22 protein-coding genes are annotated in these 24,798 nt (G+C 64.4%); 10 read left to right on the top strand and 12 right to left on the bottom strand.

Annotated features, from left to right (window positions below):
* Nucleotide 1: 1 nt before the first annotated feature.
* The gene (locus VHN57_RS08100) at nucleotides 2-1,069 is read right to left on the bottom strand and encodes a PA0069 family radical SAM protein (protein WP_423283440.1); all 1,068 of its coding nucleotides are present in this window, start codon (nucleotides 1,067-1,069) and stop codon (nucleotides 2-4) included.
* 86 nt (nucleotides 1,070-1,155) lie between these two features.
* On the opposite strand from VHN57_RS08100, the gene VHN57_RS08095 reads away from it, so the two are divergent.
* Nucleotides 1,156-1,668, top strand: a complete 513-nt coding sequence (locus tag VHN57_RS08095; RefSeq protein ID WP_278985273.1) for a YbjN domain-containing protein — start codon at nucleotides 1,156-1,158, stop codon at nucleotides 1,666-1,668.
* 150 nt (nucleotides 1,669-1,818) lie between these two features.
* Here VHN57_RS08095 and moaB read toward each other — a convergent pair whose 3' ends face one another.
* The 3 genes from moaB to VHN57_RS08080 are packed head-to-tail and all read right to left on the bottom strand — an operon-like array spanning nucleotide 1,819 to nucleotide 4,912.
* A complete protein-coding gene (moaB, locus tag VHN57_RS08090; RefSeq protein ID WP_004207276.1) occupies nucleotides 1,819-2,346 on the bottom strand; it encodes a molybdenum cofactor biosynthesis protein B in 528 nt (175 codons plus the stop codon).
* A complete protein-coding gene (locus VHN57_RS08085) occupies nucleotides 2,346-4,133 on the bottom strand; it encodes a lytic transglycosylase domain-containing protein (protein ID WP_278985271.1) in 1,788 nt (595 codons plus the stop codon). The genes moaB and VHN57_RS08085 overlap by 1 nt, the downstream gene beginning before the upstream one ends.
* Nucleotides 4,130-4,912, bottom strand: a complete 783-nt coding sequence (locus VHN57_RS08080) for a uracil-DNA glycosylase family protein (protein WP_423283437.1) — start codon at nucleotides 4,910-4,912, stop codon at nucleotides 4,130-4,132. Before VHN57_RS08080 ends, VHN57_RS08085 begins: the two co-directional genes overlap by 4 nt.
* Nucleotides 4,913-4,993: 81 nt before the next feature.
* Here VHN57_RS08080 and VHN57_RS08075 point away from each other — a divergent pair, with 81 nt between their 5' ends.
* From VHN57_RS08075 to VHN57_RS08045, 7 genes are read left to right on the top strand one after another with little or no spacing between them, the layout of a single operon-like run.
* A complete protein-coding gene (locus tag VHN57_RS08075; protein ID WP_278985267.1) occupies nucleotides 4,994-6,646 on the top strand; it encodes an electron transfer flavoprotein-ubiquinone oxidoreductase in 1,653 nt (550 codons plus the stop codon).
* 25 nt (nucleotides 6,647-6,671) lie between these two features.
* Complete coding sequence (locus VHN57_RS08070) at nucleotides 6,672-8,288, top strand: tetratricopeptide repeat protein (RefSeq protein WP_278985265.1); 1,617 nt, start codon at nucleotides 6,672-6,674, stop codon at nucleotides 8,286-8,288.
* A 17-nt stretch (nucleotides 8,289-8,305) separates the two neighbouring features.
* Nucleotides 8,306-9,166: a 4-(cytidine 5'-diphospho)-2-C-methyl-D-erythritol kinase gene (locus VHN57_RS08065; protein ID WP_278985262.1), complete on the top strand. Its 861-nt coding sequence runs from the start codon at nucleotides 8,306-8,308 to the stop codon at nucleotides 9,164-9,166.
* Entirely contained in the window at nucleotides 9,163-9,879 is a 717-nt protein-coding gene (locus tag VHN57_RS08060) for an N-formylglutamate amidohydrolase (RefSeq protein ID WP_278985260.1), read from the top strand. The genes VHN57_RS08065 and VHN57_RS08060 overlap by 4 nt, the downstream gene beginning before the upstream one ends.
* Before the next feature lie 52 nt (nucleotides 9,880-9,931).
* A complete protein-coding gene (locus VHN57_RS08055) occupies nucleotides 9,932-10,288 on the top strand; it encodes a hypothetical protein (protein WP_278985258.1) in 357 nt (118 codons plus the stop codon).
* Nucleotides 10,288-11,679: an NAD(P)H-hydrate dehydratase gene (locus tag VHN57_RS08050; RefSeq protein WP_278985256.1), complete on the top strand. Its 1,392-nt coding sequence runs from the start codon at nucleotides 10,288-10,290 to the stop codon at nucleotides 11,677-11,679. Before VHN57_RS08055 ends, VHN57_RS08050 begins: the two co-directional genes overlap by 1 nt.
* A complete protein-coding gene (locus tag VHN57_RS08045; protein ID WP_278985254.1) occupies nucleotides 11,676-12,881 on the top strand; it encodes a class I SAM-dependent RNA methyltransferase in 1,206 nt (401 codons plus the stop codon). The genes VHN57_RS08050 and VHN57_RS08045 overlap by 4 nt, the downstream gene beginning before the upstream one ends.
* 163 nt (nucleotides 12,882-13,044) lie before the next feature.
* On the opposite strand, the gene VHN57_RS08040 is transcribed toward VHN57_RS08045, so the two are convergent.
* The 7 genes from VHN57_RS08040 to VHN57_RS08010 all read right to left on the bottom strand — a co-directional run bounded on the left by VHN57_RS08040 (nucleotide 13,045) and on the right by VHN57_RS08010 (nucleotide 21,261).
* Nucleotides 13,045-14,238, bottom strand: a complete 1,194-nt coding sequence (locus VHN57_RS08040; protein ID WP_004207266.1) for a type III PLP-dependent enzyme — start codon at nucleotides 14,236-14,238, stop codon at nucleotides 13,045-13,047.
* 260 nt (nucleotides 14,239-14,498) lie between these two features.
* A complete protein-coding gene (locus VHN57_RS08035) occupies nucleotides 14,499-15,671 on the bottom strand; it encodes a carboxynorspermidine decarboxylase (RefSeq protein WP_278985252.1) in 1,173 nt (390 codons plus the stop codon).
* 7 nt (nucleotides 15,672-15,678) lie between these two features.
* A complete protein-coding gene (locus tag VHN57_RS08030; protein ID WP_423283432.1) occupies nucleotides 15,679-16,758 on the bottom strand; it encodes an alpha/beta fold hydrolase in 1,080 nt (359 codons plus the stop codon).
* 157 nt (nucleotides 16,759-16,915) lie between these two features.
* A complete protein-coding gene (locus VHN57_RS08025; protein WP_278985248.1) occupies nucleotides 16,916-18,121 on the bottom strand; it encodes a saccharopine dehydrogenase family protein in 1,206 nt (401 codons plus the stop codon).
* Between the two features lie 82 nt (nucleotides 18,122-18,203).
* Nucleotides 18,204-18,551: a GFA family protein gene (locus VHN57_RS08020; RefSeq protein WP_278985246.1), complete on the bottom strand. Its 348-nt coding sequence runs from the start codon at nucleotides 18,549-18,551 to the stop codon at nucleotides 18,204-18,206.
* Between the two features lie 27 nt (nucleotides 18,552-18,578).
* On the bottom strand, nucleotides 18,579-20,174 hold the full coding sequence (locus tag VHN57_RS08015) for a cisplatin damage response ATP-dependent DNA ligase (RefSeq protein WP_278985244.1): 1,596 nt from the start codon (nucleotides 20,172-20,174) through the stop codon (nucleotides 18,579-18,581).
* Nucleotides 20,175-20,268: 94 nt separating this feature from the next.
* Nucleotides 20,269-21,261, bottom strand: a complete 993-nt coding sequence (locus VHN57_RS08010) for a ligase-associated DNA damage response exonuclease (RefSeq protein ID WP_423285996.1) — start codon at nucleotides 21,259-21,261, stop codon at nucleotides 20,269-20,271.
* A gap of 132 nt (nucleotides 21,262-21,393) precedes the next feature.
* On the opposite strand from VHN57_RS08010, the gene VHN57_RS08005 reads away from it, so the two are divergent.
* Nucleotides 21,394-22,617, top strand: a complete 1,224-nt coding sequence (locus VHN57_RS08005) for a BtaA family protein (RefSeq protein ID WP_278985242.1) — start codon at nucleotides 21,394-21,396, stop codon at nucleotides 22,615-22,617.
* Nucleotides 22,614-23,258 carry a class I SAM-dependent methyltransferase gene (locus VHN57_RS08000; RefSeq protein ID WP_278985240.1) on the top strand — a complete coding sequence of 215 codons (645 nt, stop codon included), beginning with the start codon at nucleotides 22,614-22,616 and terminating at the stop codon, nucleotides 23,256-23,258. Before VHN57_RS08005 ends, VHN57_RS08000 begins: the two co-directional genes overlap by 4 nt.
* A gap of 191 nt (nucleotides 23,259-23,449) precedes the next feature.
* Here the strand turns inward: VHN57_RS08000 and hemA are convergent, their stop codons facing one another.
* A complete protein-coding gene (gene hemA, locus VHN57_RS07995; protein ID WP_010337893.1) occupies nucleotides 23,450-24,676 on the bottom strand; it encodes a 5-aminolevulinate synthase in 1,227 nt (408 codons plus the stop codon).
* Nucleotides 24,677-24,798: the final 122 nt, after the last annotated feature.

Below are 24,798 nucleotides of genomic sequence, written 5' to 3'. Positions count from 1 at the left end.
TCTAGAAGAGCCGCATCTGCGCGCCTTCGGGCGGCCGGAACAGATCGGTGCGGACGCCGATCCGCGCCTGGCCCAGATTGGCCTTGCGCCGTGCCTTGGTGAAGCGGGTGCGGGTCAGGTCGGCCCAGACGCCCTGGCCGCGCATCCGACTACCGAAATCGGGATCATTGTCGCGGCCCCCGCGAATGTCCCGGATCATCGCCATTACCTTGGCGGCGCGATCGGGATAATGGGTTTCCAGCCAGGCGCGAAACAACGGTGCGACCTCATGCGGCAGGCGGACCAGGATGTAGTTGACGTCCTGCGCGCCGGCCATGGCGAGCCGCGCCACCACCTGTTCGATCTCATGATCGTTGATCGCGGGGATGATCGGCGACATGTTTGCCGATACCGGCACGCCAGCTTTGGCCAGTCGGGCGATGGTGGCGATCCGTCGCTCGGGATGGGGGGCGCGCGGCTCCAGCGTGCGCGCGACCTTGGGATCGAGCGAGGTGACCGAAATCATCACCGCGACCAGATTGTCGCGCGCCAGATCGGCAAGCAGGTCGATGTCGCGCAGGATGCGGTCGGACTTGGTGGTGATGAAGACCGGGTGGCGGCATTCCACCATCACCTCCAGTAATTGGCGGGTAATGCCCCAATCCTTCTCGATCGGCTGATAGGGGTCGGTATTCGTGCCCATGGCGATCGGCGAGACGCTGTAGTTGCGGCGCGCCAGTTCCTTGCGGAGCAGCGCCGCAGCGTCCGGCTTGGCGAACAGCCGCGTCTCGAAATCCAGGCCGGGCGACAGATCATGATAGGCGTGGGTTGGCCGGGCAAAGCAATAGATGCAGCCATGCTCGCAGCCGGCATAGGCGTTGATCGACTGGGAGAAGGCGATGTCGGGCGACGCATTCCGCGAGATGATCGTACGCGGTGTGATCAGCGACACGCTGGTGCGCAGTTTCTGGGCCGGTCCGTCGATCGCTTCCACGGCGTCGAGCCAGTCGCCGTCCGCCTCGCGCGCGGCAAGATTGAACCGGCTGCTTGCCTGGTTGTGCGTTGCGCCGCGTCCGGGGATATTTGCCATCCAGGAATGAGAACATATCATGAACTTATTGACAAGGTCGCTTCCGACGCGTCATGGCTGCCCCCTTGAAAGCAGGGGGAAATATCATGCGTGCCTGGTGGCTTGTTCCGGCTCTGATGTTGATGGCAGGCGCGGCCGATGCCGCGACGCCTACGACGGATTGCGCCGCAAATATGGTCTGCGCCAGCCGGCCCCAGTCGGTGGTCGAAGCGTTGCAGGCGGCGGGCTACAAGGCGGCGCTGACGAAGAGCAAGTCGACCGGCAATCCGATGATAGAGAGCGCGGCCTCCGGCTATAATTTCACCATCTATTTCTATGGCTGCGAAGAGATGAAGGACTGCAACTCGTTGCAATTCGGTATCAATTTCGCGGATGATGGCGGCAACACGGTCGAACTGGCGAACAAGTGGAACCAGTCCAAGCGCTTCATCCAGATGTCACTGGCCGACGACAAGACTCTGGACGTGTCCTATGACGTCAGCACGATCGGCGGTCTCAATCAGGAGAATTTTGCCGATGTGGTCGACTGGTGGTCAGTGATGCTCGGCGAACTCAGCAAATTCTTCAAGGAGAACCCGGCGCCCACGCTCAAGAAGTGAGGGCGCTCAGAGGCTGTTTGAGAAAGCCCGTTTCAGCCCGCTCCCCCGCCCAACCACCCGACAGGATGACACTGGATCGGGTGGTTGGGCGGGGAAGCGGGCTGGTGCCGTAACCAAAAATCGCTCTTTCGCGATTTTTCAAACAGCCGCTCAGCGCTCGGTGAGGCGCGGCATCAGCTCGACGAAATTGCAGGGGCGGAACCGGCTGTCGAGCTGGCTGGCGAGAATGCCGTCCCAAGCATCGCGCACCGCGCCAGTCGAGCCGGGCAGCGCGAAGATATAGGTGCCGCGCGCGACGCAGGCGGTAGCGCGCGACTGGATGGTCGAGGTGCCGATCGACTGATAGCTGAGCCACCGGAACAGTTCGCCGAAACCGGGAATTTCCTTGTCCTGCACCTGGGCCAGTGCTTCGGGTGTGACATCCCGGCCGGTGACGCCGGTGCCACCAGTAGTCAGGATAACATCGACCTGCGGATCGTCGATCCAGGCGTGAAGGCGCGCGACGATGGCGCTGCGATCATCGGTGACGATCAGTCGGTCGGCCAGGACATGGCCCGCGCCGGTCAGGCGATCGACCAGCGTGTCGCCGGACCGGTCGTCGGCCAAGGTACGGGTGTCGGAAACGGTCAGGACGGCAATGCGGACGGGCAGGAAGGTCCGGCCCTCGTCGATCGGCATCAGTCCGATCCGCCGGCGAGCATCGCCCGGCCATCGGCCTTGCTGAGACGCACCAGCTTGACGCCCTTGGCATTGGGGAAGGTTGGCCACATGCCCTGCGCCATACCGGTCAGGCAATCCGCCTCGCCCTTTGCCTGGATCTGGTACATCCAATAGTTGCGCATGACGATGTTCACATAGGCGCGGGTTTCATAATAGGGCAGGGATTCGATGAAGAGCAGGGGATCGCCCTTGTCCTTCACCTCGCTGTTCCAGCGTTCGACCGGCAGCGGGCCGGCATTATAGGCGGCCATCACCTTGGGCAGCAGGCCGCCGGTCGCGCTCATGTCGCGCAGCGATTCCAGGTAGCGCTGGCCATATTCCATGTTGGTGGACGGCACGAACAATTGCGATGCGTTCGACAGGCCGACATCGCCGGCGGTTCCGGGGCGCACCTGCATCAGGCCGCGGGCGCCGGCGCTGGAGACGACGTCGGAACGGAAGCCGGATTCCTGCAGCGTATGGGCGTAGATCAGCGATGGGTCGACACGCCAGCCGCCGTCCGGCCGCCAGGCCGGCGCCGGGAAGCGGGCGAAACTGTCGGGCTGTTTGCCGGCCGGGCCATTATGGGCGAGCCAGAGTTGGGTTGCCGGCAGGTTGAGCGCGCTGGCGAGCCGCAGCAGCGCATCATATTGGGCGGTGCCGCCCAGCTTCGCCTGATAGCGCAAAATCTCGTCGGCGCGGCCATTTTCGCCAATATCGGCCAGCGCGATCGCGCTGCGGACATTGGGGCTGTCCTTGAGCTGGCGCCAGTCATTGTCGCTGAAACGCGCATTCATGGTCGCCCCGCCCAGTGGCATGCCCAGGCTCTCGCGGGCGAGCAGGCCATAGAAGGTCTCGTCGGATCGCGCCGCGAGCTTCAGCATATTCTCGACCTTCTCGGCCTCGCCGCAGACCATATAGGCGCGCGATGCCCAATAGGCACCGGCCGCGCGCATGTCGGCGTCGCCCGCCAGTGCGGCGACATTGGCGAAGGCCGGGGCGGCAGCGCGGCAATCATTCTGGCGCCAGGCGGCCAGGCCCGTCGTCCAGTGAGCCTGCACAGTCCAGTCGCCGCCGGTACGGGTTTCGAGCGCGCGCGCGGCCATACGGCGCGCGTTGAGATCGTCGCTTTCAATATAATAGGCCCAGGCAACACGCTGGCGCACCTCGGTCAGGCCTTCGGGCGTCAGCCCCGCTTCGCCGGCGGCAAGCAGCCCTTCCGCGCCGGCCGGATCGTCATTCTTGATGAAGGTCAGGATCTGGGCCGACAGGCTCTGGGCCAGAACGTCCGTCTTGCTGCCGCTGACATATTGGCGGCGGGGTGCCGAGCCCAGCCATACCAGCTTCTGCACCTGCGGCAGATCGGGCAGGATGGTCGCGCCGCGCTTCTGCGCCAGGCGGGAAAGCTGGTCGGCCTTGGGCAGCCAGGCTGCCTTGTTGACGAGGTCGAGCAGGTCGAACAGCTCGACGCGCGGCGACCCCTTGGCAAGATAGAGTTCCGACAGGGCCAGCGGACGGACCGCATCCTGCGGGTCGAGTGCCAGGATCATCGCCTTGGCATCCGACCATTTCTGGTCACGCAGGGCGGCGAAGATGGCATTGTAGCGCGCCTTGTCGCCATCGGACAGCTGGAGCGGCGTGCCGGCGGTGGAACTGGTCGGCAAGGTGGGGAGGGTTTCGGCCGCCTTGGCGCCGGCCGGGATCGCCAGCGCCGCGCTCATGCTGAGCAGGGCAAGGCTGGAAATGCGGGTTGCAACGCGAATCACGGGCGGTCTTCCTCAATCAGGCTTTGCAGGGCGCGCCAGCATTCCGCCTTGGCCGCAGGCTGGCTGAGCAGCAGCCGCGGATGGAATGTGGCAATGGCGGGCACAGTGCCGCCATCATGGTTAAAGGGGCGTAAACCGACGGGCCGGTCCGCGCCATCGGTCGGAAGCAGCGCACGGACCGTCCGATCGCCCAACAGGAGCAGGCGGCGCGGCGCGGCGAGATGGACATGGAGCCTGATGCGATCGGCGACATGCGCCAGATCGCTGGCCTCCACCATGCCGCCGGCGGGGCGGACGGTGAACAGCGAAGCCAGGCAGATATCGTCACGGCGCAGGCCGATGGCCCGCATCATGGCATCGAACAGCGCGCCGGCGCGATCGGCGAACAAATGGCCCGCGCCGGCATCTGCCATGTCGGGCATGTCGGTAATGACCATCAGCGATGCTTCGGCCGGGCCGGTCGGCAGGATCGGGGTGACGGGCCATTTGCGTTCGGGCTGGGCCGAATCACTGGCAAGCCATTCGAGATAGGCGTCCAGCGTCTTGGGTTTTTCGGGGGGCGGTGGAGCAAAGGCCTTCGCAGCCTGCTCGGCCAGTTGCGCGCGTGTCGGCTGGGGCCGCAACCAGTTGACTGGTGCTTCCGCTACGGCGCCGTCCACCCCCGCCAGCGACCACCACGCCAGATAAGCGTCCGGCGCTGCGGCTCCAAAGTCCCGCTCTAATCCCCGCATCACGATGCCCTTGGGCCAGAGGTTGACGCGAGGGTCAAGAATCTTCATCGCGTGGAATGTCAAAACGTTGGAGTAATAAGGCGACCGGATGGCCGGACATGTGCTGGCGGGCGCCTTTATGGAGGGATTATGAGCGAACGGGATTCGATGCCCTATGACATCGTCATCGTCGGTGGGGGGCCGGCTGGCCTGTCTGCAGCGATCCGGCTGAAGCAACTGGCCAATGCCGCCGGGCAGGAACTGGCCGTCTGCGTGCTGGAAAAGGGGTCGGAAATCGGCGCCCATATCCTGTCAGGCGCGGTGGTCGATCCCAGGGCGCTGGATGAGCTGATCCCCGACTGGAAGGAACAGGGCTGCCCGATGGCCGATGTTCCGGTCACCGACAACCAGCATTGGGTCTTGTCCAAGGCGGGCAAGATGGCGATGCCGCACATCATGACGCCGGGCTGGATGCACAATAAGGGCACCTATACCGGATCGCTGGGCAATCTGTGCCGCTGGCTGGCCGAGCAGGCCGAAGGTCTTGGCGTCGAAATCTTCCCCGGCTTCGCCGCTGCCGAAATCCTCTACAATGAGGATGGCAGCGTGAAGGGCGTCGCGACCGGCGACATGGGCATTGCCCGTGATGGCGAGCGCAAGGCGGACTATCAGCCGGGCCTGGAACTGCACGCCAAATATACTTTCTTTGCGGAGGGCGCGCGCGGCCACCTGACCAAGATCCTCAAGCGCCAGTTCGACCTGGAGGCCGATTGCGAGCCGCAGGTCTATGGTCTGGGGATGAAGGAATTGTGGGACATCGATCCCGCCAAGCATCAGCCGGGCCTTGTCATCCATACGCAGGGATGGCCGCTAACTGACGCATATGGCGGCGGTTTTCTATACCATCAGGCCAATGGCCAGGTTGCGCTCGGCTTCGTCGTGGGCCTGGGTTATCGCAACCCGCATCTCTATCCGTTCGAGGAATTCCAGCGCTGGAAGCAGCATCCGGAAATCCGCAAGTTCCTGGAGGGCGGTCGCCGCGTTTCCTATGGCGCGCGCGCGATCAACGAGGGCGGCTGGCAGTCGATCCCCAAGCTGGTCTTTCCCGGTGGCGCTCTGATCGGTTGCTCGGCCGGCTTCGTCAACGTGCCCCGCATCAAGGGCAGCCATACCGCCATGAAGTCGGGCATGCTGGCCGCCGAGGCCGCGTTCGAGGCGATCCAGGACGAACGCGCGCGCGACGTGCTGCACGATTATGAGGATCGGCTGCGTTCCAGCTGGATCGCGGACGAACTGAAACTGGTGAAGAATGCCGAGCCGCTGCTGGCCAAGTTCGGCAACACCATCGGCACGCTGCTGGCCGGCATCGACATGTGGATGCGCACGCTCAAGATCGGCCTGCCTTTCACCATGAAGCACAAGCCCGACTGCGAGAAATTGTGGCGCAAGGACCAGTGCCAGAAGATCGCCTATCCCAAGCCCGATGGCGTGATCAGCTTCGACCGTCTGTCCTCGGTTTTCCTGTCGAACACCAATCATGAAGAGGACCAGCCGGTCCATCTGCAGTTGAAGGATCCGTCGGTCCCGATTTCCTACAATCTGCCCCTTTATGACGAGCCGGCTCAGCGTTATTGTCCTGCCGGTGTCTATGAAGTGGTCGGTCTGGATGAAGGGGAGCCTCGCTTCCAGATCAACGCGCAGAATTGCGTCCACTGCAAGACATGCGACATCAAGGACCCGACCCAGAATATTAACTGGGTCGTGCCCGAGGGTGGTGGAGGACCGAATTATCCGAACATGTAGGGGCCTGATTCCAGGACTGTTGCTGATGCTGCCGGCTGTAGCCGGCGCATCGGTCGATCCCGATATGGCCTTGCATGCCTATGTCCGCGCGCGCCTTGCCGATGGTGAAGGCGCGCTGGGCGTTGCGGTCGACAGCTATCGTGTGGCCCTCGCCGGCGATCCGACCAGCCTTGCCATTGCCCGCCGTTCCTATGTCCAGGCATTGGAAAGCGGCGACATGCCGCTGGCATTGCAATCGGCCGCGTTGCTGGATGAGGGCGGCATGCTGCCGCGCGACGGCACCTTGCTGCGGATTTGTGACGCGTTGGGGCGCAAGGATTGGGCGGCGGCGCAGACCTTCACCGATCGCCTGGTGGAGGAAGGCAATTTCTCCTTCCTCGCCCCGATCGTGCAAAGCTGGATATCGCTGGGCCAGCGCCGCTATGTGGCGCCCGTCATCGACAGCAAGGACAAGTTCGGGGCGCTGGGCGCCCGCTATCTTGACGAACATCTGGCGTTGCAGGCCATGGCGCGGGGCGACAAGGAAGAGGCGATTGGCGCGATGCGCCGCGCCTTGGCCTTGCGCGTGACGGATGACGAAGCGCTGCGCCTGACCTTCGCCGCGCAACTGGCCGGGCGCCGCGCGAAGGCGGATGCCTTGGCCCTGCTGCCCGCCGATGAGGCGAGCTTCGCCAAGGCCCATGCGGACGTTGCCCGCGGCAAGGTGCCGGGAGCGATTGCCGCCCCCTTCACGCCCAGGCAGGGCTTTGCCCAATTGCTGGCCCGTCTGGCGGTCGACATCGCGTCCGACGAAACGGGCACGGCGCTGGGCATTCGTCTGGCGCGGATCGCGACCTTTGCCGATCCGGCCGCTGCCGAGCCGCATCTGGTGGCGGCGAAGCTGCTGGTGGCGGGCGATCTCGCCAATTATGCGGCGGCGGAAGCGCGCAAGGTGCCGGTGACTGGCTGGTATGGCGCGCTCGCTCAGGCGGAACTGGTCGAAGCGCTGGCCGCGTCGGGTGATCGCGATGGTGCGATTGCCCTGGCGCAAAGCCTGGCATCGGCTTCCAATGCCGAGCCGGAACGCCTTGTAAGACTTGGACGGTTGCTGGCGGATTCGGGAGATTTCGACGGCGCTGCGTCGGCTTTCCATCGTGCGCAGGCGGGCTATTCGGCCGACAGCCTGCCCTGGGCGCTGCTGTTGTTTGAAGGCAGTGCGCTTGAGCAGGGGAAGCGGTGGGACGAGGCTCGTGCGGTGCTGGAAAAGGCGGCCGTCATGGCCCCGAATGAACCGGTCATCCTCAATTATCTCGGCTATGCCCAGATCGAACGGCGGCAGAATGTCGATGTGGCGCTCGACCTGCTGAAAAAGGCGAGCGCGCTCAAGCCCCAGGATGCGTCGATCACGGACTCGCTTGGCTGGGCCAAGTTCGTGACCGGGGACGTCAAGGGCGCAGTCCCGGTGCTGGAACGCGCCGCAGCAGGGGCGCCCGGCGATGCCACGATCAACGAACATCTGGGCGACGCACTGTGGACCGCTGGCCGTCGCTACGAAGCCCGCTACGCCTGGCGCGCAGCGGCGGTCTTCGCGGAGGGGGATGTCGCCAATCGGCTTGACGCCAAGGCCCGCGAAGGGTTGAAACCCGAATATGCAGCGCCCTGAGATTGCATTGAAATCCTGTGAACATATCTGAACAACTAACTGAAATTGCTTACGCAAAGGTCAATATGGCCTTGCATGTGCGAGAGCGCCGCGCGGATGGCTATCATGCGCTGGAAAGCCTGTTCGTCTTTGCCGAGGATGGGGACATTCTCCATGCCCGGCAGCGCGATGACGGCGTCATCACGCTTGCCGTGGAAGGCCCTTGTGGTGCTGGCCTGAGCGGCGACGAGGACAATCTGGTCATGCGGGCGGCGCGGAGTCTTCAGGCGGCCACCGGTATAACGGCCGGTGCCGATATTCGGCTCGACAAGCGACTGCCGGTTGCATCCGGCATTGGTGGTGGCTCGGCGGACGCCGCCGCGACGCTGCGCTTGCTGACGCGTATCTGGAGCTTCGAGGTAGAAGATACTGTATTACAGAAATTATCCCTGTCGCTGGGGTCGGACGTGCCGGCCTGCTTGGCCAGTACCACGCAACTGGTGCGCGGCCGTGGCGAGCTGCTGGAGGCGCAGGCGCTGGATGATCTGTCGAGCCGGCCGATGCTGCTGGTCAATCCGCGGGTCGGCGTCTCGACGGCGTCGGTCTTTGCCGGCTGGGACAGGATCGATCGCGGTGCGCTCGATGCGCTGGATATTGATGGGCTTGCGCGCGACGGGCGCAATGATCTGGAGGCGCCGGCCCTGCTGTTGGCGCCTGTGATCGGTGAAGTGCTGGAGGCGTTGCAGGCGCAAAGGCCCCGGCTCGCGCGCATGTCCGGGTCGGGCGCGACCTGTTTCGCGCTGTTCGATGACGAGCAGGGAAGGGGGCAGGCGGCGGACGCACTGCGCCGCGATCATCCGGATTGGTGGGTGATGGAAACGAGGATCAGGACATCATGAGCGAAGCCTTCACCACCGTGCGCGAGGGCGATCTCGACCTGCTGATCATCGTCGATCATGCCTCGGCCCATGTCCCCGACGATATCGACCTGGGCATCGATCCGACGCTGCTTCGCGAACATATCGCGATCGACATCGGCGTGGCGGAGGTCAGCCAGTTGCTCGCGGCGCAACTGAACTGCTCCGCGATCCTGGCCGGTATCTCCCGCCTAGTCATCGATCTCAATCGCGAAGAGGATGCGCCCGGCCTGCTGCCGGTGATGAGTGACGGCCATGCTATTCCGGGTAATCGGGACGCTGATCTGGCCGAACGGATGCGCCGCTTCCATCATCCCTATCATCAGCAGGTGGCGGCCATGCTTGACGGCATGACGTCACCCTTCATCCTTTCCGTGCATAGCTTCACACCGTGCCTGGCGAGCGATCCGGCGCAGCAACGGCCCTGGGACATCGGCATTCTCTATAATCAGGATGATCGGGCGGCGCGGATCGCCATTCCGATGCTGGAGGCGGCGGGGCTGAATGTCGGCGACCAACTGCCCTATTCGGGGCAATTGCTCAACGCGACCATGAATCGCCATGCGGAAGCCAATGGTATCCCCTATCTGGGCATCGAGATACGGCAGGATCTGGTTGACGATGCTGCGGGGCAGCGCCGCTTTGCCGATCTGCTCGGGCCGATCGTGCTGGAGTGCCGTAACCGGCTGAGTTGATGGTCGGGCCTGGCGCGCCGGGCCATAGAGGATGTCGAAAGGAGATGTTCTGATGGGGCTGCGATTGTCTGGCGCACTGATGCTGGCGGGGCTGGCCCTGGCGGGATGTGACGGCAAGGGCGGCGGGAGTGGGGCGATCGCCGATGACGAAAGCCTGATCGACTGCGCGATCGGCAAGGGCGCTTGGTCGCGGGCGTGCGGCGTCGAACGCGAGGGCGACATGTTGACGCTGCGCCATCGGGATGGCGGGTTCCGGCGGCTGAGGATCGTGCAGGACGGGCGCGGCCTGGTTTCAGCCGATGGTGCCGAGGACGCGAAGCTCACTATCATCGACAAGGGGCTGGTCGAAGTGACGATCGGTGCCGACCGGTATCGGCTGCCCGCTACCGTGGCGGCCAAGCCGAATTGATGGTGCCCGACCCGATATTGACGGCAGCAGCCATCCGTGCGGCCGAGCAGGCGGCGTTTGATGCTGGTGTCGATCCCTATGAACTGATGGAACGAGCCGGTGCGGCGGCGGCGCAGATCATCTGGCGTGTCGGGCATCGACGGGACGCGCTGATCCTCTGTGGTCCTGGCAATAATGGTGGTGATGGTTTTGTTATTGCTCGTATATTGCGCGAACTTGGCGTGCCGGTGCGGGTCTCCTCCCTGGGGGACAGTCGCACTGCATCCGCCCTGCGGGCCAGGGCATTATGGGACGGCCCGGTAGAGTCGCTGGCCGATGCCGCGCCGGCGGCGCAACTGGTCGACGCCCTGTTCGGCACGGGGCTGACGCGCGGCCTGGATGCGGCGGTGGCGGACCGGTTGGGCGAATTGGTGGCGCATGCCAATCACAGCTATGCGATCGATCTGCCGAGCGGGGTGGGGACGGATGACGGCCAGCTATTGTCGGCGGTGCCGAAGTTCGACGTGACGATTGCTTTGGGCGCGTTCAAGCCCGCGCATCTGTTGCAGCCGGCGGCCAGCCTCATGGGGAAGCTGGTGCGGGCGGACATCGGCCTCTCCATGCCGCAGGACATGCATGTGCTTGCACCGCCACGGCTTCGCGCGCCTGTTGCCGCTGCGCATAAATATAGCCGAGGTCTGGTCGGCGTTGTCGGCGGTCTTATGCCGGGCGCGGCAGCGCTGGCAGCGGCTGCGGCGGCCCATTCCGGTGCTGGCATGGTGAGGCGCTATGACGCTTCGCCTTGTGAGGCCAGGCCACATGCCATCGTTCATCAGCAGATTGAGGACGAAACTGTCCTCAGCGATGCTCTTTCCGAAGCTCGACTGGCGGCCGTGCTGGTCGGTCCGGGATTGGGCCGGGAGGATGGGGCACAGATGCGGCTTGATGCTGCGCTGGCATGCAAGCGGCCGCTGGTGCTGGACGCCGATGCGCTCACCTTGCTGGCAGCAAGGGCAGCTACCCATATCCCGGCCGGATCGATCCTGACCCCGCATCAAGGCGAATTCGTCCGGCTGTTCGGCGATCTGCCGGGCAGCAAGATCGACCGGGCGCTGGCCGGCGCCCGCATGACGAGGTCGGTTGTGGTCTATAAGGGCGCGGACAGCGTGATCGCCGCGCCGGATGGCCAAGTAGCGGTGGCGCGGGGCGCTTCGACCTGGCTGTCTACCGCCGGAACGGGTGATGTGCTGGCTGGCCTGGTCGTCGGGCGACTGGCCGTGACCGGCGATCCCTTCCGTGCGGCGTGCGAGGCGGTGTGGCTGCATGGGGACGCTGCGCGACGGGCTGGCCCGGCTTTTGTCGCGGATGATTTGCTTGCCGCGCTTCCAGCCGCTATCGGCTCGCGGCTGTGACCCAAGATAATGATCTCATCCTCCGCATCGCCGCCAAGGGCGATGGCGTCACCGCCGATGGGCGGCATTTCGCGCTGGTAGCACCGGGCGACCGGATTGCTGCCGACGGCAGCATCATCGCTGGCCCGCATCATGTCGACGCGCCCTGTGTCCATTTTCCCGGTTGCGGTGGCTGCGAACTGCAGCAGATCGACGAGCCGAGCCTCGCTGATTTCGTCAGCGCCCGCGTGACCGGTGCGCTGGCCGGGCAGGGCGTAGTGCCGCAGATGGTGCTGCCGGCCCATGTCTCGCCGCCGCGCACGCGTCGCCGTGCCTCGCTGCGTGCCGCGCGGCAGGGCAAGCGGATCACCATCGGCTTTGCCGAGCAGGGCAGCCATGTTCTGGTCGACCTGACGATGTGCGAGATACTGGATCCGCGCCTGTTTGCACTGATCGCGCCGCTGCGGACGATGCTGTTGACCTGTCTGCCCGACAAGCGCGCCGCGCATGTGCGCATGTCGCTGACCGACCAGGGCATTGACCTGTTGCTGGAAGGCGTGAAGGTCGAGGGGCTGGCGGCGGACGAGGCGCTGGGTGATTTCGCCCGCGGACACTCTCTGGCACGGCTGACCATCGACCAGGGCGATGGCCCCGAAACCCGTTGGGAGCCGGAGCCGGTGACCGTCAGCTTTGGTGGCGTGGCGGTCGGTTTCCCGCCCTATTCCTTCCTGCAGGCGACGCCCGATGGCGAGGCTGTCTTGGTGAAGGCAGTGCAGGACGCGCTGCCCGCGACCGGCGCTGTCGCCGATCTGTTCTGCGGCCTTGGCACCTTTGCGCTGGCGATCGGCGCCAATCGGCCGGTCTATGCGGCGGAGGGCGCGCGCGATCTGGTGCTGTCGCTCAAGCTCGCCGGCCATCGCGCACAGCGGCGCATGGTGGCGGATCATCGCGACCTGTTCCGCCGCCCGCTGACGCCCGAGGAGTTGAACCGCTTTGCCGCCGTGGTGATCGATCCGCCCCGTGCGGGTGCGCGCGAACAGGCGATGCAACTGGCGCAGTCGACGGTGCCGTTGATCGCCTATGTCTCGTGCAATCCGGGCAGCTTCGCCCGCGACGCCGTGCATCTGGTGGCGGGTGGCTATGTGCTCGACAGCGTCATGCCGGTCGGCCAGTTCCGCTGGTCGACCCATGTCGAGCTGGTCGGGATTTTCCGGCGCCCCTGAGCGATTTCCTGTGAAGTTCACACCGTCGTGGAGGGGGCAAATGCCCCAAAGAAAATCCCTCGCTGCGAGGGGGCGGCAGCGAGGGATATAGTCTTTCGTTCGATCCTCGGCCTATGCGGGCCGTTGGACGGGCACCCTCTCCTAAAGGGGAGCGTTACCCGTCTTAACCGAGCTTGATGACAGTTGCGCGACGACGGGCGGGCAGCGTTTCCGCATAGAGGCTGGCCATCGGCTCGTCCGACACTTCGATCGTCGATTCCGACGTGAAGCCGTTGAAGCCGGTGCGCATCGCCGCGCCATAGGCGCCAAGCATGCCGATTTCGATATAGTCGCCGACCTTCACGTCCGCCGGGAGCATGAACGGGCCGACCATATGGTCCATGTCGTCGCAGGTCGGGCCATAGAAGGAGAAGCCTTCCAGCTCTTCTTCGCTCTCATCTTCGCGCAGCAGGGCGACGGGGAAGCGCCAGCCGATATGCGCGGCGTCGAACAGCGCGCCATAGGCGCCGTCGTTGATGTAGAGTTCCTGACCGCGGCGGCGTTCGACGCGCACGATGATCGAGCTATATTCCGCCGACAGCGCGCGGCCGGGTTCACACCACAGTTCCGACGAATAGCTGACCGGTAGGCTTTCAAAGCCGCGGTGGATGGCTTCGAAATAATTTTCGAGCGCGACCGGCTCCATGCCCGGATAGATGGACGGGAAGCCGCCGCCGACATCAATGATGTCGACCGTGACGGCCGCGTCGACGATCGCGGCGCGCACGCGCTCGATCGCATCGCTGTAGGCCTGGGGGCTCATCGCCTGGCTGCCGACATGGAAGCAGATGCCCAGCGCATCGGCGGCCTGACGGGTTGCCATCAGCAGCTCGCGGGTCTCGCCCAGCTCCGCGCCGAACTTCGACGCCAGGCTGAGTTCCGAATGTTCGGACGAAACGCGCAGGCGCACGCACAGCTCCAGATCGGTCGCATCACCGGTGGCGCGCATGATCTTTTCCAGCTCGTCGATCGTGTCGAGCGAGAAGGTGCGCACGCCATGGACATGGTAAGCTTCTGCGATTGCTTCCTCGGCCTTAACCGGGTGCATGAAGCAGAGCTTGGCCTTGCCTTCGAGCGTTTCGGCAACGAGACGCACTTCGGCAATTGAAGCCACGTCGAAATGCGTGATGCCCGAATCGAAAAGCGTACGGATCAGATCAGGAGACGGATTCGCCTTGACTGCATAGAGCGAGCGACCCGGAAACTTCTCAGTGAAGAAACGGGCGGCCCGAGCTGCGGCTTCGGGACGGATCAGCGTTACCGGTGCTGCCGGTGTGAGGGCGGTCGCTACCCCCAGCGCGCTATGATGCTTGTGCAACTCAAGGGACCTCCAGTGTAGTTCAGGGCGAAAAAGCTGCCTTGCGGTGGAAGTCCCATGGGGCAGCGAGCGGCCGATATATGCGGTGGGGTCCCCCCTGTAAAGCGCATATGAAAATTTTGTTGCGCAGCCCGCTATGAAACGTGCGTCATGCTGGATGGGTTGTTGAAAAGACAGGATATTTCGGCCGGACGAAAGATAGTTTCCACGGAATTAACGCGGAATTTTACACGCCCGGCCGGGTAGAATCGGGAGTGGAATCAGGACAGCCGGCCCTTGAAATCCGCATAGGAAAAGCTGCGGATTTCCCGGAGTTCATCGCTCTTGGAATTCCACAGCCAGATGGCGGGCAGGGGCACGCCGTTGAAGGTGTTGGTCTTCACCATCGAATAATGGGCCTGGTCCAGGAAGGCGATGCGCGCACCCGGTTCGGCGCCGCCGGGCACCCGATAATCGCCGATGATATCGCCCGCCAGGCAGGATGGACCGCCCAGGCGCGTGACCGGGCCTTCGTCCTGCTCATGCAGCATGGCGGGGCGATAGGGCGCCTCGATCACGTCGGGCATGTGGCAGGTGGCGCTGATGTCGGTGATCGCGACGGGCATGCCATTGTCGATCACGTCCAGGATCTCGCCGATCAGGATGCCGGCATCGAGCGCCATCGCTTCGCCGGGTTCGATATAGAGTTCAAGGCCCGTCTGCGCCTTGATCGCCTGAAGGAAGGCGATCAGCTCGTCGATCTGGTAGTCGGCGCGGGTGACATGGTGGCCACCGCCGAAGTTCAGCCATTTGAGGCCGGCGACATGGGGCATGACGAACGGCTCGATCGCCGCCCAGGTGCGCTGGAGCGGCAGGAAATCCTGTTCGCACAGATTGTGGACGTGGAGGCCGTCCACCCCGTCCAGATGCTCTGCGCGCAACTGGTCGACCGGGAAGCCGAGGCGGCTGTGCGGCTGCGACGGGTCATATTTGGGCACCTCACCCTCGGGGTGAAGCGGATTGAGGCGCAGGCCGATGTCGAAGATGCGGCCTTCTGCGCGCGCGGCATCGATCACCGGCTTCATGCGGGCGATCTGGCCGGGGCTGTTGAAGATCACATGGTCGGAAATCTTGAGGATTTCGGCCAGATCATCGGGCTTGTAGGCAGCGCAATAGGTCGCGACCTCGCCCTGATATTCCTCGCGGCCTAGGCGCGCTTCATAGATGCCCGAGGCGCAGACGCCGTCGAGATATTCGCCCAGCACGCCGCCCAGCGACCACATGGAAAAGGCCTTGAGCGCGCCCAGCACCTTGATGCCGGCGCGGTCGCCGATATCGCGCAGCACCGACAGGTTCCGTCGCACCGCCGCTTCATCGACGACGAAGGCGGGGGATGGGACGCGGTACAAGTCGAAATGGGCGAAAGCGGCGGGATCGCCAGCCTTGGTTTCCATGAAATTATTACTCCTGATCCGCCAGCGGGCGGACATCGTTGATCAGGGCCTTGAGGACCAGGCCGGGTTCCTCGACCATCGGCATATGGGCCGAATGCTCGAACCAGATGGTCTTCTTGGCGGGGGCTTTCAACCGGTCCATCCACTGCGCGGCGAGCGGCGAGGGTACGGTATAGTCGGTGCGGCCGAGCAGCATGATGACCGGCAGCTTCATCTCGTGGACCTTGGCGAAGCTGACGTCCGCAACGCGCGGCCACAGGGCCGTGGTCGAAAATTCGCTGCCTGCGCCCCAGGCCTTGCGGTCTTCGGGCGTATAGTCGGGCGACAGGCGCGGCGTTTGGAAGTAGAGCGTCGGGTCGGGCCGGTCGGCCATCAGCGAGCCATAGGGAATGGCGTAGCGGCGCCAGCCGTCCGCCTTGTCGATCGTGAACGGCCCGCTGTCGGGATAGGGGGCAAGCGCCTCGATCGCCTTGACGGCATCGGTGTTGCCGGCCTTCCTGGCCTGCGTGATGGTCCAATCCATGCCCATGCGTTCGCCGGCGCGGAAGTCGATCGCCTGGCCCATGCCGACATAGGCGTAGAGCAGGTCGGGCCGCTTGATCGCGACCGAGAGGCCCACCGCCGAGCCCCAGCTATGGCCGAGCAGGAAGAGCTTGCGCTTGCCATAGCGGGCCTTGAGATAGTCGATCAGTTCGATCGCGTCGTCGCGATAGCGATCCAGCGTCATGGTCGGCGCGATCGCCTTGGGATCGTTCAGCGCGTAGCTTTTGCCTGCGCCGCGCTGGTCCCACTGGACGACGGTGAAGAAATCTTCCCATGGCCGCTGGAACGACCAGGCGAAGGGCATTTCCACCGCGCCGGGGCCGCCATGGACATAGAGGAGGATCGGGTTGGCCCGATCGGCGCCGCGCACATTGATCGCCTGCCGCGCGCCACCCAAGGTCACGACCAGATCTTCCTGGACGCCATTCGGCGTCACGATCCGGTTGACGTCGGCGACGATGGCCTTGGCCGGGGCGTAGGGATCGGGGGGCTGCTGCGCCGATGCCGCAGGAACCAATAGAGAAAGGGCCAGAACGGCCCACATGGGGTTTCGCATTCCAGCCCACTCCGTCATCCCCGCGCAGGCGGGGATCCATCTCCCACCCCATCCCCAGACGCCAAGTCCGGAGATGGGTTCCCGCGTTGACCTTCGGTCGCCCTTCGGGTCGCGGGAAGGACCAGGTTTCTGCTACAACCGAAGCTTAGAAGGCCAGCGGCGCGTCCAGTTCCTTCACCTGCCAGGGCAGGCCGTGCTTGTTGAGCATATCCATGAAGGGATCGGGATCGAACTGCTCGATGTTGAACACGCCTTCGCCCTTCCAGGCGCCGGTCAAAATCATGGCGGCGCCGATCATCGCGGGCACACCGGTGGTGTAGCTGACCGCCTGGTTGCCGGTTTCGGCATAGGCGTCCTCATGGTCGCAGACCTGATAGATATAGACGGTCTTTTCCTGACCATCCTTCTGGCCGGTCGCGATGTCGCCGATATTGGTCTTGCCCTTGGTGGTCGAACCCAGGCTCGACGGTTCGGGCAGAACGGCCTTCAGGAACTGCAGCGGAATGATTTCCTGGCCATTATAGATGACCGGATCGATCCGGGTCATGCCGACATTCTGCAGCACTTCGAGATGCTTGAGATAGGCGTCACCGAAGGTCATCCAGAAGCGGATGCGCTTGATTTCGGGATAGTGGGTGGCAAGGCTTTCCAGTTCCTCATGATACATGAGGTACATGTTCTTTTCGCCGACCTGATCGAAGTCGAACACCTGCTTGTGGCTCAATGCCGGGCCTTCGACCCATTCGCCGTTCAGCCAGTGACGCGACGGGGCGGTCACTTCGCGGATGTTGATTTCCGGATTGAAGTTGGTGGCGAAATGCTGGCCATGGTCGCCGCCATTGCAGTCGAGAATGTCGAGCGTGTCGATCGTGTCGAGCAGATGCTTCTTGATGTAGCTGGCGAACACGCTGGTTACGCCCGGATCGAAGCCCGAACCCAGCAGCGCCATGATGCCGGCTTCCTTGAAGCGTTCCTGATAGGCCCACTGCCAGCTATATTCGAACTTGGCGGTGTCGCGCGGTTCGTAATTGGCGGTGTCGAGATAATCGGTCTTGGTCGCGAGGCACGCGTCCATGATCGCCAGATCCTGATAGGGCAGCGCCAGGTTCACGACCAGCTTGGGCTGGACCTTCTGGATCAGGGCGATGGTCTCTTCAACATTGTCGGCGTCGACCTGGGCCACGTCGATATCCACGCCGACCAGCTTCTTGACCGATTCGGCGACCTTCTCGCAGCTGACGATGCGGCGGCTGGCCAGCGTGATATGGCTGAAAATATCAGGGTTCATCGCCATCTTGTGGACCGCGACAGACCCGACGCCGCCTGCGCCGATGACCAGAACCTTGCTCAATTCAACTGCTCCATAACTGTGGTCGCGCCGGACGCGCGAAAGCGCCCATATAGGGGCGTCGCGTGACAGAGCAAAGTCAGAGTTAGAAGCTGGCCCCGTCGACCTTCTGGATGGTCAGTGCTTCGATATCGATCGCAGGCACGCAGCGCAGGTTGATCGCGCGCATTTCACCCTGGGGCGACTTGCCGAGCGCGAAGGCTTCCGTCCCGCAGGTCTTGCAAAATTGATGCGTGATGGCGTGCTTGTAGAAGAGATAGTCGGTCAGTTGATCGGCGCCGCTGTCGAGGCGGAACTGGTCGACCGGAACGAAGGTCAGGACGAAGCCCTTCCGGCCGCAATGGGAGCAGTTGCAGCTCATCGCCTCGCTGGGCGGATCGGCATCGACGGTGAAGGTGACGGCGCCGCAATGGCAGCTTCCGCTATAGGCCATCCTCGTTCTCCTTCTGGTCCTTATGCTTCAACTGACCAGACGCTTCAATCCCTCGACCGTGTCCGCCTCGGCTGCCGGCTTGTCCTTGCGGATGCGGGCGACGCGGGGGAAGCGCATGGCGAGGCCGGACTTGTGGCGCTTGCTGTCATGGATGGAGTCGAACGCGACTTCCAGCACCAGCGTCTTCTCGACCTCGCGGACCGGGCCGAAGCGGTTCACAGTATTGCCCCGGACAAAGCGGTCGAGCCATTTGAGTTCCTCGTCGGTGAACCCGCTATAGGCCTTGCCGACCGGCAGCAATTCGCCCCCATTTTCCGGATCGCCCGTCCAGCAGCCGAATGTATAATCCGAATAGAAGGAGGAGCGTTTGCCATGGCCGCGCTGGGCGTACATCATCACGCAGTCGGCGGTCAGCGGATCGCGCTTCCATTTGTACCAGAGTGCCGCCTTGCGCCCGGCGACATAAGGGCTGTCACGGCGCTTGAGCATCACCCCCTCGATCGCGGCATCGCGGGCGCCGGCGCGGATGTCGGCCAGCGCCGCGAAATCGGGCGCGTCGATCACGGCAGACAGGTCGAAACGGTCAGGCGATAGCTGCGCCATATAGGCTTCGAGGCGCGCGCGGCGGTCGGTCCAGGGCAGGGCGCGCAGATCGTCGTCGCCTTCGATCAGCAGGTCGTAGAGGCGGACGAAGGCGGGATAGTCGGCCATCATCTTCGCGCTCACCGCCTTGCGGCCGAGACGCTGTTGCAGGGCGTTGAAGCTCGCCGCCTCGCCGCCCTGAAACTCCCCCTTCACCAGCAATTCGCCGTCCAGCACGGCATGGCCGGTGAAGGCCTGCGCGATTTCGGGGAAGCTGCCCGTGATGTCATCGCCCGCGCGACTGTAGAGTCGGGTTTCGCGGCCGGTGCCGACGATCTGGATACGGATGCCGTCCCATTTCCATTCGGCGGCATAGTCGGCGAGGTCGACGCTGTCGGCCTCGAGCGGATGGGCGAGCATGAAGGGGCGGAAATAGGGCGTGCCCTCCGGGTCGGGGCGGGCGCTGCGGCCCTCCGCCCAGTCGAACAGGGCCGTGTAGGGCGGGGCGAGGGCGTGCCAGACCTGTTCGACATCATCGACGTCGAGCCCGAAAGCCTGGGCGAAGCCGGTCTTGGCGAGACGGGCGGAGATGCCGACGCGCAGGCCCCCGGTGGCGAGTTTCAGCAGGGCGAAGCGGCCCGATGCGTCGAGATGGTCCATCATCTGCGCCAGCGCGTCCGGCGCGGCGGCGCGGCTGATATTGTGGAGGCGGTCGATGATGGCGGACAGGCTGAGCGAGCCGTCGTCCAGTTCGGCCGGTTCATTGCTGGAGCGGGGCCAGAGCAGGGCCACGGTCTCGGCCAGGTCGCCGACATAATCGCGGCTCATCTCGAACAGGACGGGATCGGTGCGAGCGCGGATCATTTCGCCGATGGCCGAGGCCTTCACCGCCTTGAGATCGAGATTGCCGGTCAGCGCGGCCAGCGCCCAACCTCGGTCGGGATCGGGGGCTTCGCGCATATAGGCGGCGATCAGCGCCAGCTTGCCGTTACGCGAGCGGGTATAGACGAGGCTGTCGAGCAGTTGGGAAAATTGCCTCATCCGTCTTGTTCCGTTCGGTTCGAGCCTGTCGAGAACCCATGCGCACCGGTTCTCGACAGGCTCGAACCGAACGGAGGTGGTGATGCAATATTGATCACCCTTCCTCCTCATCCTCGCGGCCCACCAGTGCCAGTGCGCGGGCGCGATATTGGTGGGTCATGCACCAGTGGAGCAGGGCTTCCTCTCGGCCATGGGTGATCCAGGTCTCGCTCGGCGCGACTTCGCGGATCGTGTCGGTCAGTTCATCCCAGTCGGCATGGTCGGAAATGACCAACGGCAGCTCAACATTGCGCTGCCGGGCGCGCTGGCGCACCCGCATCCAGCCTGACGCCATGGCGGCAATCGGGTCGGGCAGGCGGCGGCTCCAGCGATCGTTGAGCGCGGAGGGCGGCGCCAGCACGATGGCGCCGCGCATATCCTTGGCCGCCACGCCAGTCGCGCCGCGCAACTTCCCCATATCGACGCCGAAATCCTGGTAGAGCGCGCACATGCGTTCGAGCGCGCCATGGATATAGATGGGGTCATGATGGCCGCGCGCCCGCAACTCGCAGATCACCCGCTGCGCCTTGCCGAGCGCATAGGCGCCGACGAGCACGCAGCGATCGGGATTGGCGTGAAGCGCATGGAGCAGCCGGTCCATCTCGCTGCCGGTGTCGGGATGACGGAAGACGGTCAGGCCGAAGGTCGCCTCGGTCACGAAGATGTCGCAAGGCACCGGCTCAAACGGCAGGCAGGTCGGGTCGGGGCGGCGCTTGTAGTCGCCGGTCACCACCACCCGTTCGCCGGCATGGTCGAGGATGATCTGCGCCGATCCCAGCACATGGCCGGCGGGCACATAGCGGATGGTGACGCCGCCCAGCCTGATCTCCTCGCCATAGCCGACCGCCGTGCCGCTGGCCGTGCCATAGCGCAGCGCCATGATCGCCAGCGTTTCCCGCGTGGCCCAGACATGGCCGTGGCCGCCACGCGCATGGTCGGCATGGCCATGGGTGACGAGTGCGCGTTCCTGCGGCTGCGACGGGTCGATCCACGCATCGGCGGGGCGGACATAGATGCCGGTGGGGTGGGGTTCGATCCAGTGCGCCATCAGATGCAGAAGATGGGAAAGGCGGTCCCGGTTCCGCAAGGGGCGTCATCATGGCGTAACCCAGCGGTCATGCGCACGACACGCGCCTGCCCTATCGGCCGACCGAACGACCCGGCAGCGAGGAGTGCGCCCATGGCCGCATCGGCCCACAAGAAAGTCACCAACGCGGTGCATCGTCACCGCCATCTGTCGAAGCAGGGGCTGCTGGAACGCGCCTTCACCTTTGCCTTCCGCGGCCTGGTCTATGCCCAGATCTGGGAAGACCCGGCGGTCGACATGGAAGCGCTGGCGATCACGCCCGACAGCCATGTGGTGACGATCGCGTCGGGCGGCTGCAATGTCCTGTCCTACCTGACCGCCGATCCCGCGAAGATCACAGCGGTCGACCTCAACACCGCCCATATCGCGCTCAACCGGCTGAAGCTGATGGCGGCGCAGACGCTGCCCGATCATGCCGCCTTCCATCGCTTCTTCGCGCGGGCGGACGACAAGGCGAATATCGCGGCCTATCGTGAGATCGTAGCGCCGCGCCTGGATGAGGCGACCCGTCGTTATTGGGAGGGGCGCGACATGACCGGTCGCCGCCGCATCGGTGGCTTTGCGCGGGGCATCTACAGGCATGGCCTGCTTGGCCGCTTCATCGGCGCAGCCCATCTGCTCGCCCGGCTGCATGGCGTGAACCCCAAGCGGATGCTGGACGCGCAGAGCCGCGAGGAGCAACTGGCGATCTTCGAGCGCGAGCTGGCGCCGATCTTCGACAAGGGCTTCGTCCGCTGGCTGACCAGCCAGCCGGCCTCGCTGTTCGGCCTCGGCATCCCGCCCGCGCAGTTCGAGGCGCTGGCGGGCGACGACCGGATGGACAATGTGCTGAAGGCGCGGCTCAAGAAACTGGCCTGCGACTTCGATCTTCAGGACAATTATTTCGCCGTGCAGGCGTTCGGTCGCGGCTATGCAGGCGGCGAAGGGCCGTTGCCGCCCTATCTGCAGGCAGCCAATCATCGCGCAGTGCGCGACAGGGCAGAGCGGGTCGATGTCCGGCATATCAACTTCACCGACTTCCTGGCCAGTCAGCCGGCGGCATCGTGCGACCGCTATATCCTGCTCGATGCGCAGGACTGGATGGATGACGAGCAGTTGAACGCGCTCTGGGCGCAGATCACGCGGACGGCCAAGCCCGGCGCCCGCGTGCTGTTCCGCACCGCCGGCGAACCGAGCATCCTGCCCGGCCGGGTCGCCGACGATGTGCTGGCCCATTGGGACTATCGCGCCGAAGCCTCGCGCGACTATACCGCGCGGGACCGGTCGGCCATCTATGGCGGCGTGCATCTCTATGTGCTGAAGGGCACCGACGCATGAGTGGTCATGGGCAGCTGATGGACGGGGTCTATCGCTACCAGCGGCACATTTATGACCTGACCCGCAAATATTATCTGCTGGGCCGCGACGGGCTGATCGCCGATCTCGATCCGCCCGCCGGCGGCGCTGTGCTGGAGATTGGCTGCGGCACCGGCCGCAACCTGATTGCGGTCGGCAAGGCCTGGCCAAAAGCAGAGCTATACGGTGTCGATATCAGCGATGCGATGCTCGACACGGCGCGCGCCTCGGTTGCCAAGGCGGGTATGGCGGATCGGGTGACGCTGGCGCAGGGCGATGCCTGTGGGTTCGATCCGCAGGCGCTGTTCGGGCGGGCGAGCTTCGAGCGCGTGTTCATCAGCTATGCGCTGTCGATGATCCCCGAATGGGAAATGGCGCTGGTCCAGGCGGCGCGCTGCGTGGCGCCGGGCGGCAAGCTGGAGATCGTCGATTTCGGCCAGCAGGACGAACTGCCAGCGCTCTGGAAAAGAGCGCTGTTCGGCTGGTTGGCGCGATTCCACGTCTCGCCCCGGCGCGAACTCAGCAGCGCGATCAACCGGCTGGCGCAGGACATGGGAGGCTTTCCCCATGCCCGGACGCTCTATCGCGGCTATGCAGTCAGGGGTGGGCTGATCCGGGTATGATGTTGGATTTGTAGGAAAGGGCGCGCTTAACTTCGCATATTTCCTGCACATTGTGACATTTGATATCCAATGTAGGAAATCTTGTTGCGGGACAGGCGTCGGGGCGGATGGCTCCGACCTGCCTCATCTTAGCGGCTTTTGCGCAGATAGGACAGGGCGGCGCTGTGATCGGCCACCCCGTTCCTGTCCGCTCAGGCGGCCTGGCGTTCCAGCAGTTCGAGTTCCAGCCGGTCCCAGATTTCGACCAGTGCCGACACCAGGTCGCGCATCATCTCTTCATTATGGGCCGGGCCGGGGGTGAAACGTAGTCGCTCCGTGCCGCGCGGCACGGTGGGATAGTTGATCGGCTGTACATAGGCGCCATATTCGGCGAGCAGGATATCGCTGATCCGCTTGGCCTTGACCGGATCGCCCACCATCAGCGGCACGATATGGGTGACCGAGTTCATCACCGGCAGGCCCGCGTCGCGCATCAGTTGCTTGAGCTTGGCCGCCGATGCCTGCTGGCCCTCGCGCTCGGCGCTGGAGCCCTTCAGGTGGCGCACGCTCGCCAGCACGCCGGCGACCAGCACGGGCGAGAGCGAGGTGGTGAAGATGAAGCCGGGCGCATAGCTGCGGATCACGTCGACGATCATCTGGTCGGCGGCGATATAGCCGCCCATCACGCCGAACGCCTTGCCCAGCGTGCCTTCGATGATGGTCAGGCGATGGGCGACATCGTCGCGCTCCGAAATGCCGCCGCCGCGCGCGCCATACATGCCCACGGCATGGACTTCGTCGAGATAGGTGAGCGCGTTGAACTCGTCGGCTAGGTCGCAGATTTCCGCGATCGGCGCCACGTCGCCGTCCATCGAGTAGACGCTTTCGAAGGCGATCAGCTTGGGCGCCTCGGGATCTTCGGCGGCGAGAAGTTCGCGCAGATGATCGAGATCATTGTGACGGAAGACGCGCTTTTCGCAGCCCGAATTGCGGATGCCCGCGATCATCGAGGCGTGGTTCAGCTCGTCCGAAAAGATGATGCAGCCCGGCAGGATCTTGGCGAGGGTCGAGAGCGTCGCTTCGTTCGAGACATAGCCCGAGGTGAAGAGCAGGGCCGCTTCCTTGCCATGCAGGTCGGCGAGTTCGGCCTCCAGATCGACATGATAATGGGTGTTGCCGCCGATATTGCGGGTGCCGCCCGATCCGGCGCCGACATCATGGAGCGCTTCCTCCATGGCGGCGACCACCTTGGGATGCTGGCCCATGGCGAGATAATCGTTCGAGCACCAGACGGTGATCGGCTTCGGGCCGTTATGGCCGTGGAAGCAGCGGGCATTGGGGAACGCGCCCTTGTTACGCAGGATGTCGATGAACACGCGATAGCGGCCCTCGCTGTGGAGCCGGTCGATCGCCTGCGAAAAGATATGCTTGTAATTCACTACGCCGTTCTTCCCGTTGCTCGCGCGCCGGTTCTTCTATGGTCGCGCCATCCTCTGCCTGAGGAGTGCATTTACCTGCGCGCGCCTGCCATTGCCAGCGATAACCGCTCGCAACGATACGC

The sequence above is a fragment of the Sphingobium salicis subsp. salicis genome (assembly GCF_049472635.1).
GTDB classification, from domain to species: Bacteria; Pseudomonadota; Alphaproteobacteria; order Sphingomonadales; family Sphingomonadaceae; genus Sphingobium; species Sphingobium yanoikuyae_A.
Note: the sequence above shows the minus strand (reverse complement) of the source record. Positions and strands in the feature narration are given on the sequence as shown.